At 66.1% G+C, this 14,936-nt stretch carries 14 protein-coding genes; 5 read left to right on the forward strand and 9 right to left on the reverse strand.

Annotated features, from left to right (window positions below; all coding sequences use genetic code 11):
• Positions 1 to 73: 73 nt before the first annotated feature.
• Positions 74 to 1,021 carry an enoyl-CoA hydratase/isomerase family protein gene (locus ACODR8_RS06885; RefSeq protein ID WP_489006544.1) on the forward strand — a complete coding sequence of 316 codons (948 nt, stop codon included), beginning with the start codon at positions 74 to 76 and terminating at the stop codon, positions 1,019 to 1,021.
• Here ACODR8_RS06885 and ACODR8_RS06890 read toward each other — a convergent pair.
• Genes ACODR8_RS06890 through ACODR8_RS06910 form a run of 5 tightly spaced genes read right to left on the reverse strand, consistent with a single transcriptional unit; the run spans position 953 to position 6,557 of the window.
• A complete protein-coding gene (locus ACODR8_RS06890) occupies positions 953 to 2,365 on the reverse strand; it encodes an amidohydrolase family protein (protein ID WP_489006545.1) in 1,413 nt (470 codons plus the stop codon). The two genes, ACODR8_RS06885 and ACODR8_RS06890, sit on opposite strands and share 69 nt — an antisense overlap.
• Positions 2,359 to 3,510: a CoA transferase gene (locus ACODR8_RS06895; RefSeq protein WP_489006546.1), complete on the reverse strand. Its 1,152-nt coding sequence runs from the start codon at positions 3,508 to 3,510 to the stop codon at positions 2,359 to 2,361. Before ACODR8_RS06895 ends, ACODR8_RS06890 begins: the two co-directional genes overlap by 7 nt.
• 1 nt (position 3,511) lies before the next feature.
• Complete coding sequence (locus ACODR8_RS06900) at positions 3,512 to 5,008, reverse strand: class I adenylate-forming enzyme family protein (RefSeq protein WP_489006547.1); 1,497 nt, start codon at positions 5,006 to 5,008, stop codon at positions 3,512 to 3,514.
• 9 nt (positions 5,009 to 5,017) lie between these two features.
• The gene (locus ACODR8_RS06905) at positions 5,018 to 5,308 is read right to left on the reverse strand and encodes a hypothetical protein (protein ID WP_489006771.1); all 291 of its coding nucleotides are present in this window, start codon (positions 5,306 to 5,308) and stop codon (positions 5,018 to 5,020) included.
• Positions 5,309 to 5,330: 22 nt separating this feature from the next.
• Positions 5,331 to 6,557: a CaiB/BaiF CoA transferase family protein gene (locus tag ACODR8_RS06910; RefSeq protein ID WP_489006548.1), complete on the reverse strand. Its 1,227-nt coding sequence runs from the start codon at positions 6,555 to 6,557 to the stop codon at positions 5,331 to 5,333.
• A gap of 232 nt (positions 6,558 to 6,789) precedes the next feature.
• Between ACODR8_RS06910 and ACODR8_RS06915 the strand changes: the two genes are divergently transcribed.
• Both ACODR8_RS06915 and ACODR8_RS06920 read left to right on the forward strand, forming a co-directional pair.
• Positions 6,790 to 7,581 carry an SDR family oxidoreductase gene (locus tag ACODR8_RS06915; RefSeq protein WP_489006549.1) on the forward strand — a complete coding sequence of 264 codons (792 nt, stop codon included), beginning with the start codon at positions 6,790 to 6,792 and terminating at the stop codon, positions 7,579 to 7,581.
• 170 nt (positions 7,582 to 7,751) lie between these two features.
• Entirely contained in the window at positions 7,752 to 8,057 is a 306-nt protein-coding gene (locus ACODR8_RS06920) for a hypothetical protein (protein ID WP_489006550.1), read from the forward strand.
• 60 nt (positions 8,058 to 8,117) lie between these two features.
• Here the strand turns inward: ACODR8_RS06920 and ACODR8_RS06925 are convergent, their stop codons facing one another.
• Both ACODR8_RS06925 and ACODR8_RS06930 read right to left on the reverse strand, forming a co-directional pair.
• Positions 8,118 to 8,666: a MarR family winged helix-turn-helix transcriptional regulator gene (locus tag ACODR8_RS06925; RefSeq protein WP_489006551.1), complete on the reverse strand. Its 549-nt coding sequence runs from the start codon at positions 8,664 to 8,666 to the stop codon at positions 8,118 to 8,120.
• Positions 8,659 to 9,915, reverse strand: a complete 1,257-nt coding sequence (locus ACODR8_RS06930; protein WP_489006552.1) for an acetyl-CoA C-acetyltransferase — start codon at positions 9,913 to 9,915, stop codon at positions 8,659 to 8,661. Before ACODR8_RS06930 ends, ACODR8_RS06925 begins: the two co-directional genes overlap by 8 nt.
• Positions 9,916 to 10,072: 157 nt before the next feature.
• Here ACODR8_RS06930 and ACODR8_RS06935 point away from each other — a divergent pair, with 157 nt between their 5' ends.
• Entirely contained in the window at positions 10,073 to 11,737 is a 1,665-nt protein-coding gene (locus tag ACODR8_RS06935; protein WP_489006553.1) for an MFS transporter, read from the forward strand.
• A gap of 18 nt (positions 11,738 to 11,755) precedes the next feature.
• Positions 11,756 to 12,799: an NAD(P)H-dependent amine dehydrogenase family protein gene (locus tag ACODR8_RS06940; protein WP_489006554.1), complete on the forward strand. Its 1,044-nt coding sequence runs from the start codon at positions 11,756 to 11,758 to the stop codon at positions 12,797 to 12,799.
• On the opposite strand, the gene ACODR8_RS06945 is transcribed toward ACODR8_RS06940, so the two are convergent.
• Both ACODR8_RS06945 and ACODR8_RS06950 read right to left on the reverse strand, forming a co-directional pair.
• Entirely contained in the window at positions 12,793 to 13,656 is an 864-nt protein-coding gene (locus tag ACODR8_RS06945) for an SDR family NAD(P)-dependent oxidoreductase (protein ID WP_489006555.1), read from the reverse strand. The two genes, ACODR8_RS06940 and ACODR8_RS06945, sit on opposite strands and share 7 nt — an antisense overlap.
• A complete protein-coding gene (locus ACODR8_RS06950; RefSeq protein ID WP_489006556.1) occupies positions 13,653 to 14,870 on the reverse strand; it encodes an MFS transporter in 1,218 nt (405 codons plus the stop codon). Before ACODR8_RS06950 ends, ACODR8_RS06945 begins: the two co-directional genes overlap by 4 nt.
• Between the last annotated feature and the right edge of the window lie 66 nt (positions 14,871 to 14,936).

Below are 14,936 nucleotides of genomic sequence, written 5' to 3' on the forward strand. Positions count from 1 at the left end.
ACCTTCTTGCGCAACGCGACGGCGATGAATGGATGTTTCGGTTTGCGACACCGGCACGGGCTTCTAACCTGCCATGATGACGCCGCCCGCCGCCCCGATCGACCCGCAATGCCTCACGATCCCGTGGGACGGGGAGGGCGCGCCTTATGCGATTGTCGATCTGGCGACCGTGCAGGACGCCACGCCCTGGCATCTACCGCCCTGTCCGCTGATCGGCATCGGCACCCCGGACCAGGTCCGCGCCAAAGACGTCGACCTGCTGATCGAACCGCCCGCTTCGCTCGCCATGATCATCGCCGCCATCACCGCCCAGCCACAGGCCGCCACCATACTGGTCCAGCTGTTGCGCCTGATCGCGGGCATGGACCCCGCCACGGCACTGGTCGCCGAATCGCTGGCCTATGGTCTGCTCCAGGGCAGCGAAGGCCATGCCAGCTGGCTGGCAACTCGCACCCCCGTGCCAGCATCACCGCCCGGCCAGGTCCAACTGGACCGCACCAACGACCAGCTCACCATCACGCTGGACCGCGCCCACGCCCATAATGCGATCGACCGCCCGATGCGCGATGGCCTGCGCGAGGCGTTCGATCTGGCGGCGCTGGACCGCGACATCGCCCGCATCAGCCTGCGCGGGGCAGGGCGCAGCTTCTCGGTCGGCGCAGACCTCTCCGAATTCGGCACCACCCGCGATCCCGCGACCGCCCACGCCATCCGCATGGTCACGCTCCCCGCCCATGCGATCGTGCGTTGCACCGACCGGCTGGACGTCCATGTGCAGGGTGCCTGCGTCGGCTCCGCGCTGGAAATGGCGGCCTTCGCTGCCCGCCTGACCGCCAGCCCCAGCGCCTGGTTCCACTTGCCCGAACTGGCGATGGGCATCATCCCCGGCGCGGGCGGCTGCGTGTCCGTATCGCGCCGGATCGGACGGCAACGCGCCGCGCTGATGATCCTGTCAGGCCGCCGGATCAGCGCCGCGACGGCACTCGACTGGGGCCTGATCGACGCACTCATGGACGATTGATCCACCGATCATCGTCAACCTCACATCCCCCGCGTCCAGCCGACTGCGTGCTTCACTCCAGCCCCGGTCCAGCAAACACAGATCGGCCGCCGCGCCCACCTCCACCCGCCGCACCCGCGAAAGGTCCAGCGGATCGGCCAGGAACAGGTCGCGCGCCTGCTCCGGTGTCAGCGCCTCATCCACCCCGACCATCACGCCCGCCGCCGTGCGCCGCGACACCGCCGCGCGCATCGCCGCCCAGGGATCGGCGCTGCCAAAGGGCGCATCGCTCCCCCCCGCCAGCACCACGCCCGCACGAACGAACGCGCCCAGCCGATAGAGAAAGGGCCGGTCACGCACATCGACATCGGCCAGATAGCGGTCGCCCCGCCCGGCGATGAAATGCGGCTGGCTGACCGCGTGCAACCCCATCATGGCCATGTCCGCCAGCAGCGTATCGGGCGTCACCCCGGCATGTTCGATCCGGTCGCCCCACATCACCCCGGCCTCGGCCAGCGCCGCCAGCGCAAAAACCAGTTCGGTCTGCGTCGTGCAATGGATCGCCGCTACCCGCCCGCGATCATGCCCGCCGCGCAGGAAGGCCACGCAATCGTCAAAATCGGGCAGCGCCTGTTCATGCAGATGCAGCTTGGCCGGGCCGATCATGATGCCGGGCAGGGGCGGCGCGTCCGACAGCTTCAGCGTCCCCGCCAGCACGACCCGCTGCGGCAGCCGCCCGCCCTGATGCTCTGCCGAAAAATGCGCCGCCATCGCCCCGTCATTGGCGGGCGACATATCAGTCACCCCCGTCACCCCCATCGCCGCCAGCTCTGCCCCGATCGCAGCGAAATCGGGCGGCACGCTGCCGAGTCGGTCGCGCAGCCATGGGTCAGCATCGAACAGCTGCCCGCTCATCCGGACCAGCCCCGACGGCACCGGCCCATCGCCCAGCAACAACGCCATCGCCGCGCTGTTCAGAAACCACATGCGCCCCGACCGATGCTGCACCCGCACCGGCCGCGCGCCCGCCCAGCGGTCCAGCCGCGCCGCGTCCAGCATCCCGGCCACGCTCTCATGATAGCCGATCCCACGCAGCCAGCCGTCACCGGGCCGGGCCAGCGCCGCCGCCAGACCATCCTCGTCCACTATATCGGGCGGCCCGCACGCCACCGACTCGCGCGCCACCGCCAGCGCGGCGCAATGGATATGATGGTCATGCAAGCCGGGCAGCAACGCCCCGCCCGCCGCCTCGATCACCCGCTCGCCATCACCCGGCGCAAGCTGCCCGATCGCCACGATCCGCCCGCCTGCAATCCGCACATCGGCGAGCGTCTGCCCGCCCATCTCCGCCCGCCGGATCAGCATCGCGCCAGCCAGAAGTCATTATCCTGCCCCATGGCCGCCACGCGCCCGGCCGGACGCACATCCGTCACCGGAAAAGCGTGTCCCTGCGCTGCGCCCCATGCCTGCAAATCGGTCATCAGCGCCTTCTCGTCGCGCCGCCTCTCGCTGTCCAGCGCCATGGCGACGATCGCGCTCATCGACAGGATCATCCGCGCCGCCCGTCCGTCGCGCACCCGCTCCAGCGCCAGCCGCGCGGCATATAGGCCGGTCAGCGGATCGGCGCAGGCATCCCCGCCAAACCCCACCCGCCCGCTCGCGGCCATCAGCGCATCACTCAACCCACCCGCCACGCTGGCATCATCGCCAAAGCCGATCCAGTCGCCCGCATCCGCCGTCGCGCCATGGCCCGTGATCGTCATCCACACCAGCCCCGGCACCGTCCGCACCAGCGCATCGGCGTCGACCCCCAATTGCCGCAAAGCGCGTGGCCGAGCCGCCTCTATCACCACATCGGCTTGGCGAATCAGCGCGACCAGCGCCTCCCGGTCCGCCACCTCGCGCAGGTCCAACGCGACATTATCCTTGTCCTGATTGATCCGCGCAAACAGCGCCGGATCGCCCTCGCGCATCCGATCGGGCCGGTTGCGGCTCTCGACCTTCACCACCTGCGCCCCGGTCAGGCCGATCAGCTGCGCGGCCAGCGGCCCCGCCCATAGAGCCGACAGGTCGATGACCAGCAATGGCCCCGTCCGCGCCTTGAACGGCCCTTCCGCCGTGACCTGACATGGCGGCGATACCGGCACCTCGCCCAGACGCGCAATCGCCAGCCCCATCATCCGCCCTTGCGCCACCAGCGCAGCACCATCATGCGCGCGAAAGGCCGTCACAATGTGCGCCTCATCGTCAGGATCAAGTCCGCCGTCCTGAAACAGTGCAGGCAACATCGCCCGGTCGTCATGCCGCGCCAGCGTTAGCGCGACATGCCCGTCCCGCGTCGCATAGAGGCGGCATCCACCCCCCGCCGATACCGCCCCCGGCACGGCAAAGCCGTTCAACGCCGCCCGTTCGCCCATCAGCATCGCGCCGGAAAGCGCGGCGGGCATCCCCATCGCCCGCAACTCTCCCTCCGCCCATCCAGCCAGCGGCAGGGTCAGCGGGCGCGGCATGTCAGGCGGCAAACAGCTTCTTGATCTCCCGCCGCAACAGCTTGCCCATTTCATTATAGGGCAGGGCGTCGGCGAACAGCACCCGTTCCGGCACCCGCGACGACCGCAGCCGGGCGCGCACCATCTGCTTCAATTCCTCCTCGCCCGGCGCATCATGCCCCGCGCGCGGCACGACGATCAGCCCGACCGCCTCACCCCATTCGTGCGACGGAATCGCGACCGCCGCCGCTTCGGCCACCGCCGGATGGGTCATGACCACATCCTCGATTTCGCCCGGCGAGATATTCTCGCCCCCCCGCACGATCACATCGTCGGCGCGGCCCGACAGGAACAGATAGCCGTCCGCGTCGATATAGCCCGCGTCGCGCGTCGGGAACCAGCCGTCGGCGTCCAGCGCGCTGCGTTCGCGATATTCGCCCGACACCTGCTCGCCACGCACATAGATTTCGCCTGGCTCACCCGGCGGCAACACAGCGCCATCCTCGTCGCGTATCTCGATCTCGACGGTCGGCAGCGGTCGGCCCACCGATCCCAGCCGCGCCCGCACGGTCGGGTCGTCCGATCCATGCGCCGCGCGATGCTCGTCCGGTCCCAGCAGGGCGATGGTCGAACTGGTCTCGGTCAGCCCATAGGCATTGGTGAAGCCGGTCGCGGGAAACAGGTCCAGGGCCTGATGGATCAATTCGGTCGGCATCTTGCCGCCACCATAAGCGATCGCGCGCAGCGCGGACAGGTCTGGCCGATGACCTTTCGCCATCGCCTCGATAATCCGCGACAACATGGTGGGCACGACAAAGGCATTGCTCGCCCCTTCGCCTGCCGCCAGATCGAGCCAGGCTTCGGGCGAGAAAGCGGGCAGCATCAATATGCGCCGCATCGCATAGATGGAGCTGAGCAAAGCGGCGATGCCCGCAATATGATAGGGAGGCACGCTGACCAGCGCGGCATCCTCTTCCGGCGCAGCGGCAAATTCGACCGTCCCCAATATATAGGACACAAGGTTCGCGTGCCGCAAAATCGCCGCCTTGGGCGCGGCGGTGGTGCCGCTGGTGAACAGCTGGATCGCGACCCCTTCGCCATCCTCGCCCTCGCTCGGCGCATCCACAGCGCGCGCCTGGGCCGCCTCGACAAAGGCAGCGCGGGTCAGCACGACATTGCTGTCCGCCGGGCAAAGCCGCCTTACCCGATCGACATCGCCCACGATCAGCGCCGGGGTGATCCGCTCCAGCAATGCGCCAAGGTCCGCATCGGCCAGCCGGTAATTCAACGGCACATAGGGGACACCCGCCAGCGCCGCGCCAAACAGCGCCATTGCCGCCGCCTCGCTGCTCTCGTCCAGCAAAGCGACATGGGCGCAGCCGCTGTCGCGGATCAGCGCCGCCGCGCCGCGTGCGCCAGCCAGCAGATCGGCATAGGACCAGCGCTGGCCGTCACAGACCAGGCCGATACGGTCGGGCGCTGTATCGGCGGCCATTTCCAGAAAAAGGGCGATGTTCATGGGGTATTGTCAGTCCGACGCGGGCAGGGGCTTGGCATCCTTGATGCTCAGCGCCACGCCATCGACCGACAGCGATCCCTTGCCCGGCTTGACGCACAGCAACTCGAACGTCCCGGCCGCATCGACATAGCGTTTGCCCATCAGCGTGCCTGCGGCAAAGGCCGCGTCCGGCGCGCCGATCGCATCGGGCTTCGCTTCGCCCATCGCCGCGCCGCCGCATTCTATGCCGCCAGTGCCGCTGCGGATCACCATCACTTCGGTGTCACACACCGCGCTTTTCAGTTTCGTTCCGGGCTTCATGTCCATCCTGCCTTTCAAAGCGTCACGCAATTGCGCCGCTGGCTTTCCATTGTTCGATCTGGTCCCATTCGACGCCCAGTTCCATTAGCACGATTTCGGTATGCTCCGATGCCTGGGGCGCACGGGTGGTTTCCAGCGGCTTGCCGTCAAACTGCACCGGGCCACGGACCAGCCGCAACGGCTTGCCACCATCGGCGCCCTCGACCTCGATGATCATGTCGTTGGCCAGCGCCTGTTCGTCCGTCAACAGGTCGGCAAAGCTCTGCACCGGCGCCCATTGGCCCTTCATCGTTTTCAGGTGCGACCGCCAATAGGCGAAGGGCTTTTGCGCGAACGCCTTGACCAATATGTCGCTCGCCGCGCCCGCATTCTCAATGAGCGACAGCACATCCTTGAAGCGCGGATCGTCGGCGGCTTCCGGCACGCCCACATGCGCGAAGGTGTCGGCGATCAGGCCGGTCGGGCTGACCATGCACAGGTTGATGGTGCCGCCATCGGACGTGCGGAAATTGCCCATGAACGGGTTGCGCAGCGATCCGCCCGATACCGGCATTCCGTTGCGCGTCTCGATGCCCGTTTCCATCACCTGCGAAATCAGCGCGCCCGACGCCCACCAGGCCGCGCTCAGCAGCGACACGTCCAGTTCGGTCGCCTCGCCGGTCCTTTCGCGATGGAGCAGCGCCCCGGAAATGCCACCGGCGATGAACATCCCGCCGATCGAGTCGCCGAATGCGGGAATGCCCTGGGTCAGCGGACCCGGCAGGGCTTCGGGCGTCATCGCATAGGCGACGCCGCTGCGCGACCAGAAGCAGGTGCCGTCAAAGCCGCCAATTTCGCGCTCCGGCCCCTTGTTACCCAGCGCGCTGCCACGGGCATAGATGATGTTCGGGTTGACCGCGCGGATATGCTCGATGTCAAATTTGTTCTTCTGCCGCACCTGGGGCAGGTAGTTGGTCAGGAACACGTCAGCCGTCTTGGCCAGCTCATAAAGCACTTCCTGTCCCTCGGCGGTGGACAGGTCGATGCCCACGCTGCGCTTGCCGCGATTGGGATGTTCGAACAAGGTATGACGTAGCGGATCGAGCGTCACGCCGCCCATGTTCAGGAACCCGCGCTGCGTGTCGCCGCGCACCGGATGCTCGATCTTGATGACGTCCGCGCCCCAATCGGCCAGGATCGCCCCTGCGGCAGGCACATAGGTGAATTGCGCCACTTCCAGTACGCGCACACCCTTCATGACCTGGGTCATAAATTCTCATCCCCTCATTCGCCGCGCAACGCAGCCTTCATCGCTTAAAAGTGGTAGAAGCTGTGGCGGTTGCCGCAAGAGCCGACAGGCTGTTGGGTGCGGGCTATCGCTAGCGCGATGCAAAGCCCCGCCTCAACGCCGCCACGATATGCGGCACGGTCCGAAAAACTGGGATTGAGCGCCGGGAAATCCGGGCCGATAGCGGAGGGAATAAGATACCGGAAGGATTGCCATGCTGATCGACTCTTCGCTTTCCGCCATCGTCACCGGCGGCGCATCGGGCCTGGGCCTGGCCACGGTGAAGGCGTTGCGCGCTGCGGGTGCGAAGGTCGCTATCTTCGACATTAATCAGGATCAGGGCGAAGGCATCGCGGCGCAGGTCGGCGCGACCTTCCACCGCGTCGATATCATGTCCGAAGACAGCGCGATCGCAGGCTTTGACAGCGCCCGTGCCGCCCAGGGGGAGGAACGGCTGCTGGTCCATTGCGCCATGGTGTCGAAGGGTGGCAAGACTGTCTCGAAAGACAAGGAAAGCGGCGGTTTCAAACGGCTGTCGACCGAAGATTATGCGATTTCCGCGCAGGGCATATTGGTCGCGAGCTACCGCATGGCCTCCATCTCTGCGCTCGGCATGGCCGCGCTCGATCCGCTGGCCGACAATGAACGGGGCAGCATCATCCTGACGTCCAGCGCCGCGGCGGAGGATGGCCAGGTCGGCCAGATCGCCTATGGATCGCTCAAAGCCGGGGTCAACGGCATGGTCCTGCCGATGGCGCGGGATCTCATGGATCTGGGGATTCGCGTCAACGCGATCATGCCCGGCATCTTCGCGACCCCGCCGATGCTGCGGTTCAAGGACATGAACCCGCCCATGTATGAAAATCTGGAAAAATCGGTGCCGTTCCCGCGTAGACTGGGGCAGCCCGAAGAATTTGCGTCGCTCGCCATGGAGCTGGCCCGCAACAGTTACATCAACGCCCAGACCTTCCGCATCGACGGCGCGATTCGCTTCCCGCCGCGCTGATCAGCCGCATATTCTGACGCCGATTGCAGGGCGCGTCGCACCAGCGGCGCGCCCTTTTCTTCGCACATGCAAAAATAAAATACTAAGCTAGCTTGACATGTTTTTGCCGAACTACTAACCTGGCTTAGTATTAAATGAATCGCTCTCCCTTTTATGCCCAGAGGTTCACCATGATCCGTTTTGCCAAAATCGCCGCCTATGTCTCACTCGCTGTCGCCGTCGTGCCGCAGGTCGCTGCCGCTGATGACGCGGTGCAGCTGACCTCGGCCTCGACCATCGCCACCGAATATAAGGGCAAGATGCTCTACACCGCGTCGGGCGATCGCCTTGCCGCCGTCTATCGCGTCGGTGCCGATGGCGCCGCGCAGATCATCCTCAACGGCAAGATGGTCGCCGTCCCCGCCGCCAGCCTGGCTGCTGCCGATGGCAAGCTGGTGACCAACCTGTCGAAGCGCGACCTGCTGACCGCGCATTGATCGGAGGGGCTTTGGCCCTTCGCCTTGAAAAGGCCGCTCCCTGACCCGGAGCGGCCTTTTTCACGTCTTGGCGATATTCTCGGAAATCATATCCAGCAGCGCATTGATCCGGTGCAGGTCGTCATGATCGAATCCGGCAAATGCCACTTCCTCATTGGCGCGCGCAATCCCCGCCAATTGCGCCGTGATCGCCTGTCCCGCCTCGGTCAGGAACACCGCATGAGCGCGACGATCATCGTCCTTGGCCCGCCGCTCCAGCAACCCTTCGGCACATAGCCGGTCGATCAATCGCCCAGCCGACGCTTCGGCAATTTCGAGCATATTGGCGATGGTGCGCTGCGTCGCGCCGGGGTGGCGCGCGACCACCGCGATCACCGTCCATTGCGACCGCGTCACGCCCAGCCGCACCACGCTCTGGTCGAAATGCGCCCGCAACTGCCGCGCGATCACCGCCAGCTTCAGCGAAGCGTTGCGCATCAGCGCCTTCGCGTCATCAGCCAGCAGATCGTCATTCGGTTCAGCCATGAAGCGCGTACCATAGCGCCATTGCGGCGAAACGAAACCGTCCTCGTTGCAGGCCGGTGCGATGGTCTGCGCTGGATCAGACACGTTCGATGATGATCGCTGGCGCCATGCCGCCCGCCGCGCACATGGTGATCAGGCCATAACGTCCGCCGGTCCGCTCCAGCTCGTCCAGCGCCGTGCCGATCAGCACCGCCCCGGTCGCACCGATCGGATGGCCCAGCGCGATCGCCCCGCCATTGGGATTGAGCTTGGCCCGGTCGATACCCAGATCGCGGATGAACTTTTCGGTCACGACCGCGAACGCCTCATTCACTTCAAACACGTCGATATCCTCGATCCGCAGCCCCGCCCGCGCCAGCACCTTGCGCGCCGCCGGCACCGGCCCGTTCAGCATTAGCGTCGGGCAGTCCCCCATATTGGCGGTCGCCACGATCCGCGCGCGGGGTTTCAGGCCATGGCGCTTCGCATAATCCGCCGACGCCAGCAGGATCGCCGCCGCCCCATCGACCACGCCCGACGATGTTCCGGCATGATGCAGCGGCGTAATCGCCAGATCGGGATAGACCTGGTTGATCAGCTGACGGAATGTCGGGCCATCGGCGCGCGACGGCATGTCCAGAAAGGCGGCAAAGGCAGGCTTCAACTGCGCCAGCTGCTCGGCCGTCGTGTCGGGCCGGGGATATTCCTCATGGTCCAATATCACCGCGCCATCATCGTCCACAACAGGTACGGTCGACCGCGCAAAGCGCCCTTCCTTAAGAGCGATTCCCGCCCGTCGCTGGCTCTCCGCGCCAAAGGCATCCAGCTGCTCGCGGCTGATCCCCTCCATCGCGGCAATCGCATCGGCGGCCACGCCCTGGTTCGACTGGGGATGCTTGGCCTGCAACCGCATATTGCCGGTGCCAAGCCCGCCGACCGATGGCACACCTGCCTCGCGCAACGACTGGCCATAGGACATGACGTGCGACATCATTTCCGTGCCGCCCGCAATCACCAGATCCTCCATCCCGGCCATGATCTGCCCCGCGGCCAGATTGGTCGCGGTCAGCCCGCTGCCGCAGAAACGGTCGAGCGTGACGCCGGACGCGCGCACATCATAATCGGCGTCGAGCGCGGCCATCCGCCCCATATCGCCGCCCTGCAATCCCATCTGCGCGCTGGTGCCCCAGATGATGTCGTCCACATCTGCGGTATCGATGCCGTTGCGGTCGCGGATCGCGCGCAGCACGGTCGCTGCGACATGCTGCGGGTGCAGATGCGACAGCGCGCCCTTACCCAATTTGCCGATGCTGCGCGGCGTGCGGACCGCGTCGATGATATAGGCCTCTGCCAAGGCTCGTCTCCCGTAGATTGCTGGCTTCGCTATCGCATGGAAGGCGCACATTCCCAATCGCATGGGCGATTGATCAGACGGGCCGGGGCGTGCAGGGTGGACGGCAGGACCGCCCGCTGCCCAAGGTGGGTCGGGATCAAAAAGCGCAGGAGGCAGGATGGCGAGTGGCGGGCATGATCGGTCATCGGGCGGCACTTTTGCGCCGCTGCGCGAACCTGTGTTCCGCCGTATCTGGAGCGCCAGCCTGCTGTCCAATTTCGGCCAGCTGATCCTGGGCGTCGGCGCGGCATGGGAAATGACCCGGCTCACCCCATCACCCGGCATGGTGGCGCTGGTGCAAAGCGCGCTGATGCTGCCGCTGATGCTGGTGGCGCTGCCGGCTGGCGCCCTGGCCGATATGTTCGACCGGCGGCGCATCGCCATGGTGGGCCTCGCTTTCTCCATGGTATGTGCGACCATCCTCACCTTGCTCGCTTGGTCCGGCCATAGCTCGCCCTGGATGCTGCTGGCCTTCTGCTCGCTCATCGGCGCGGGGGTCGCGCTCTATTCGCCCGCCTGGCAATCCTCGATCAGTGAGCAGGTCGGCCCGCATCATCTGCCCGCCGCCATCGCGCTTGGCACGATCAGCTATAATGTCGCGCGCAGCTTCGGCCCGGCAATCGGCGGGGTGATCGTGCTGGCGGCGGGCGCTCATGCCGCCTTTGCCGTCAACGCCATCGGCTATCTGCCGCTGTTCATCGCCTTCTTCCTCTGGCAGCGCCGCCATATCTCATCACGCCTGCCGCCTGAACAGATCCACCGCGCGATCGTGTCCGGCGCGCGCTACGCCCTTCACGCCGCACCGATCCGCACGGTATTGGTGCGGGCTTTCCTGTTCGGTCTGGCGGGGGCATCCTCATCCGCGCTTGCACCGTTGATCGCCAAGCATCTGCTGGGTGGCGACGCCAGCACCTTTGGCCTGCTGCTGGGCGCAGGCGGGCTGGGCGCGGTGGGCGGCGCCTTGCTGGTGGCGCCCTGCCGGGAACGGCTCGGCACCCATCGTACCGTGACGCTGCTGGCGCTGCTCAGCGGCGCGGCGCTGGCGCTGGCAGGTTTCAGCCGCTCGGTGCCGCTCACCTGCTTCGCCCTGTTCATCGCGGGCGGGGCCAATATCCTGACCATCGCCCTGTTCAACGTTGCGGTCCAGCTGTCAGCCCCGCGCTGGGTGACCGCGCGGGCGCTCTCGCTCTTCTCCTCGGCGCTGACCGGCGGCATCGCGATCGGCGCGGCCTTGTGGGGCTGGGTTGCGGGTCAGCTGTCGGTCGATGGTGCGCTCTATCTGTCCGGTCTTGCGCTGGCGGCGCTACCGGTCATCGGCCTGCTGCTGCCCCTGCCAGACACCAAGGAATCGGATGTCGAACCCTTCCTGCTCAGTAACGAACCGGAAGTCGGCATGGCGCTGACCGGCCGGTCGGGACCGATCATCATCGAAATAGACTATGAAGTCGATCCCGAACGGGCGCGCGATTTCTACGGCGCGATGTTGCAGGTCCAGCGCACGCGGCTGCGCAATGGCGGGTTCAACTGGTCCATTTCGCGCGACATTGCCGATCCGGCCCAATGGACCGAACGCTATCAATGCCCGACCTGGGGCGACTATCTGCACATGCGCGAACGCTTCACCCAGGCGGACAAGGACATCCAGTCCCACGCCAGTTCCTTTCATAGCAGGCCGGGCGTTTTGCGCGTGCGGCGGCGGCTGGAACGACCATTCGGATCGGTGCGCTGGCGTCCCGATACGCCTGATCCGCAACAGGGCATGATCAACTATATCGGGCCATGATGCCCGGAAGGAGAGGCAATGACAGGCAAGCGGCGATACCGCGTCATCCAATGGGCCACCGGCAATATCGGCTCCCGCGCGCTACGCACGGTGATCGATCATCCCGCGCTCGACCTTGTCGGCCTGTGGGTGAGTTCCAACGACAAGCGCGGCAGGGATGCGGGCGACCTTGCCGGGCTGGCCCCCTGCGGCATCATCGCCACAGGCTCAGTCGATGATCTTGTCGCGATGGAGGCCGATTGCGTCCTCTACATGCGACAAGGCACCGACTTGGACGAACTGTGCCGCCTGCTCGCATCGGGCAAGAATGTCGTCACGACCCGTGGCGACTTCCATCATCCGCCCGCAATGGACCCGGCTGCGCGCGACAAGATCGAGGCGGCCTGCCGCACCGGCAATAGCTCCATCTACAGCACCGGCTCCAGCCCCGGCTTCGTGACCGAAGCCCTGCCCATTCCATTGCTCTCCCTCTCGCGTCGGCTCGATTGCCTGACGATCGACGAATATGGCGACGTGTCGAACCGCAATTCGCCCGACCTGCTATTCAACATCATGGGCTTTGGCCGCACCCCCAGCGCCTTCGACCCGCGCCAGATCGAACATGTTAAGGGCGACTTCGCAGGCTCGCTGGCCCAGTTGGCCGATGCGTCGGGCATCACCATCGACAACTGGGACGCGGTCGGCGAAATGGGCGCGGCAACCCGCGATATCGTGATTGCGGCTGGCACTATCCCGACCGGCACCGTCGCCGCCCAGCGCATCACCGTGTCTGGGATGCGCGATGGCAAACCAGTGCTGCGCTTCCGCGCCAACTGGTATTGCAGCCGCGAGATCGACCAGCCCGACTGGCGGCTGCGCGAATCCGGCTGGCGCATCCGGGTGGAGGGGGACACGCCGGTCGAAGTCGATATAGGCTTCCCGGTCGCCCCGGAAGATTATGCCGCCTTCACCCCCGGCCTGACCGCCCATCGCGCGGTCAACGCGATTGCAGCGGTCTGCGACGCCCCGCCCGGCATCCGCACCACGGCGGACATGCCGCAGGTGATCGCCCGCTTTCAGTAGCCCGCCACCAGAGCCTCGCTCACCCGCCACAATCGCGCAGCGGCAGCATCATCCTGCGCCGCCGCTGAACAGACCACGGCCTCGCGCATGTAAAAATAGCCGCCACTCGACCGGCCCGGTGCCGCATCGCTCGCCAGCCACATCAGCGTGTCCGCCGCCTGCGCCGGGGTTAGCGCCTGGTCGGCGATCGATTCCATATAAGCCTGCATCGGCGCGTCGCAGTGGCTGGCGAAATTGCTCGCCACCACGCCGGGATGCATCGCATGGGCGACGATCCCCGTTCCCTCCAGCCGCCGCGCCAGTTCGCGAATGAACAGGATATTGGCAAGCTTGGCATGGCAATAGGCCGCGCCACCGACAAACCCTTCGGCAAAGCTCAGATCGTCCCACGCAATCCCGGCACAATGTTCGTGGCCCGTGGAGGACACCGCCGCCACCCGCACCGAACCGGGGTCCGATCGCGCCGCCGCGGCCAGCAAATTGGGCAGCAATTTTTGCGTCAGCAAAAAGGGCGCGAGGTGATTGGACGCAAAGGTCGCTTCATGCCCCTCAGGCGTGATGATCCGCCGCGCCATCACCCCGCCCGCATTGTTGAGCAGCGCGTCGATCTCCGGCGCCAGCCCGGCAATCTCGCGTGCCGCCCGCGCGGTTTCCACCAGCAGCGCCATGTCCGCCCGGATCATCGTGAAATCCGCGTCGGGCAGGGCGGCCAGTTCCGCCTCCGCCGCTGCGCACCGCGCCGGATCGCGCCCGACGCCGATCACCCGCCATCCCATTTGCAGCAACGCGCGCGCTGCTTCCTTGCCAATGCCCGCGCTTGCGCCCGTGACGACAGCGACTTTTGCCCGGCTCGTCATGTGCGCACCGCCTCCATCTTTCGCGAACCATGGCCCAAGGTCAGGAACAGTGCCGCTCCCATGATCGTGACGCAGGCACCGATCATCAGGAAGGGCGCATAGCTGCCCCATAGGCCCAGCGTGTAACTCAGCGTCAGCGACCCCAGCGCCGCGCCGCCCGCGATCGACGCGCCGACCAGCCCCATGACCAGACTGAACACGCTCAGCCCGAACCGCCGCGACACCAGATAGGCCGCGATATCCCCCTCGGCCCCTTGCGCCAGCCCCATCATCCCGACCGACAGCGCCAGCACGATGGTACTGTCGAAGGGCGACGCCATCAGCATCATGCCAATGGCCGGCATTGACAGCGTCAGCGCCGCAACCAGATGCGGCTCCATCCGGTCGAGCGACAGACCGCAGGCAAAGCGGCCCACCATCACGCCGATCGCAAAGACGGAAATCAGCCAGGTCGCAGTCTGCGACTGCGCACCGCTATCCATCAGCACCAGCTTCAACTGCGACGACAGCAACCCTTGCGGGATATTCACCAATATCATGCCGACGATCAGCACCCAGAAGGCCGGATTGCGCACGATCACGCCATAGCCCGCTTTGGGTTCCACCGGCACATCCGCGTCCTGATGCACGCCGATATGCGGCGGCGTCATCAGCACGGCGATCAGGCCGAACATCATCGTGACCCCGCCCATCAGCAGATAGCCGTTGCGCCACCCCTCGCTCTCGATGAACCTGCCCAGCAGCGGCGCGATCACCGCACCCACCAGCGGCGGCCCGGTCATGACGATGGAAAAGGCCAGCCCGCGCGCCCGCTCGAACCGCTCCGCCACGATCCTGGTATAGACAGGCGATGTGGTCAGCGTACCGACCACGATCTGCAAGACCGCAATGGCAAAGAAGGCGCGAATGCTGCCGGGTTGCATTGCAAAGGCGATATAGGCGCTCGGCCCGGCCAGCACGCCCACGGCGGACACGGCGCGCACCCCGAAACGGTCGGTCAGCCGCCCGGTGATCGGCTGCGCGATCAGCATCAGCAGCCCGAAACTGCCCAGCAGCGCGAATTGCGATTTGGGCCAGCCAAATTCAGCGATCAGCTTGGGCGCAAACAGGCCCATCGTATAGGCGGACAGACCTATGCCGAATCCCAGTCCCATGGTCGCGGCAAGCAACGGGCGCCAATGCGTCCGCAATTCGCCCCAATAGGCCGATCCCATCCTCGTCTCCTGTTATGATGCCATGTCGGGCTGTTCAGGCACAGACTGGCTGCCATGTCGGACCGC

This window comes from Sphingobium sp. FG58, assembly GCF_057809055.1.

What these genes read in the sequence shown, in the direction of transcription:
- ACODR8_RS06915 (WP_489006549.1), top strand. Translation starts at nt 6,790, where the DNA reads ATGCTGATCGACTCTTCGCTTTCCGCCATCGTCACCGGCGGCGCATCG.
- ACODR8_RS06945 (WP_489006555.1), bottom strand. Translation starts at nt 13,656, where the DNA reads ATGACGAGCCGGGCAAAAGTCGCTGTCGTCACGGGCGCAAGCGCGGGC.
- ACODR8_RS06940 (WP_489006554.1), top strand. Translation starts at nt 11,756, where the DNA reads ATGACAGGCAAGCGGCGATACCGCGTCATCCAATGGGCCACCGGCAAT.
- ACODR8_RS06900 (WP_489006547.1), bottom strand. Translation starts at nt 5,008, where the DNA reads ATGAACATCGCCCTTTTTCTGGAAATGGCCGCCGATACAGCGCCCGAC.
- ACODR8_RS06950 (WP_489006556.1), bottom strand. Translation starts at nt 14,870, where the DNA reads ATGGGATCGGCCTATTGGGGCGAATTGCGGACGCATTGGCGCCCGTTG.
- ACODR8_RS06920 (WP_489006550.1), top strand. Translation starts at nt 7,752, where the DNA reads ATGATCCGTTTTGCCAAAATCGCCGCCTATGTCTCACTCGCTGTCGCC.
- ACODR8_RS06890 (WP_489006545.1), bottom strand. Translation starts at nt 2,365, where the DNA reads ATGCTGATCCGGCGGGCGGAGATGGGCGGGCAGACGCTCGCCGATGTG.
- ACODR8_RS06935 (WP_489006553.1), top strand. Translation starts at nt 10,073, where the DNA reads ATGGCGAGTGGCGGGCATGATCGGTCATCGGGCGGCACTTTTGCGCCG.
- ACODR8_RS06910 (WP_489006548.1), bottom strand. Translation starts at nt 6,557, where the DNA reads ATGACCCAGGTCATGAAGGGTGTGCGCGTACTGGAAGTGGCGCAATTC.
- ACODR8_RS06905 (WP_489006771.1), bottom strand. Translation starts at nt 5,308, where the DNA reads ATGAAGCCCGGAACGAAACTGAAAAGCGCGGTGTGTGACACCGAAGTG.
- ACODR8_RS06895 (WP_489006546.1), bottom strand. Translation starts at nt 3,510, where the DNA reads ATGCCGCGCCCGCTGACCCTGCCGCTGGCTGGATGGGCGGAGGGAGAG.
- ACODR8_RS06885 (WP_489006544.1), top strand. Translation starts at nt 74, where the DNA reads ATGATGACGCCGCCCGCCGCCCCGATCGACCCGCAATGCCTCACGATC.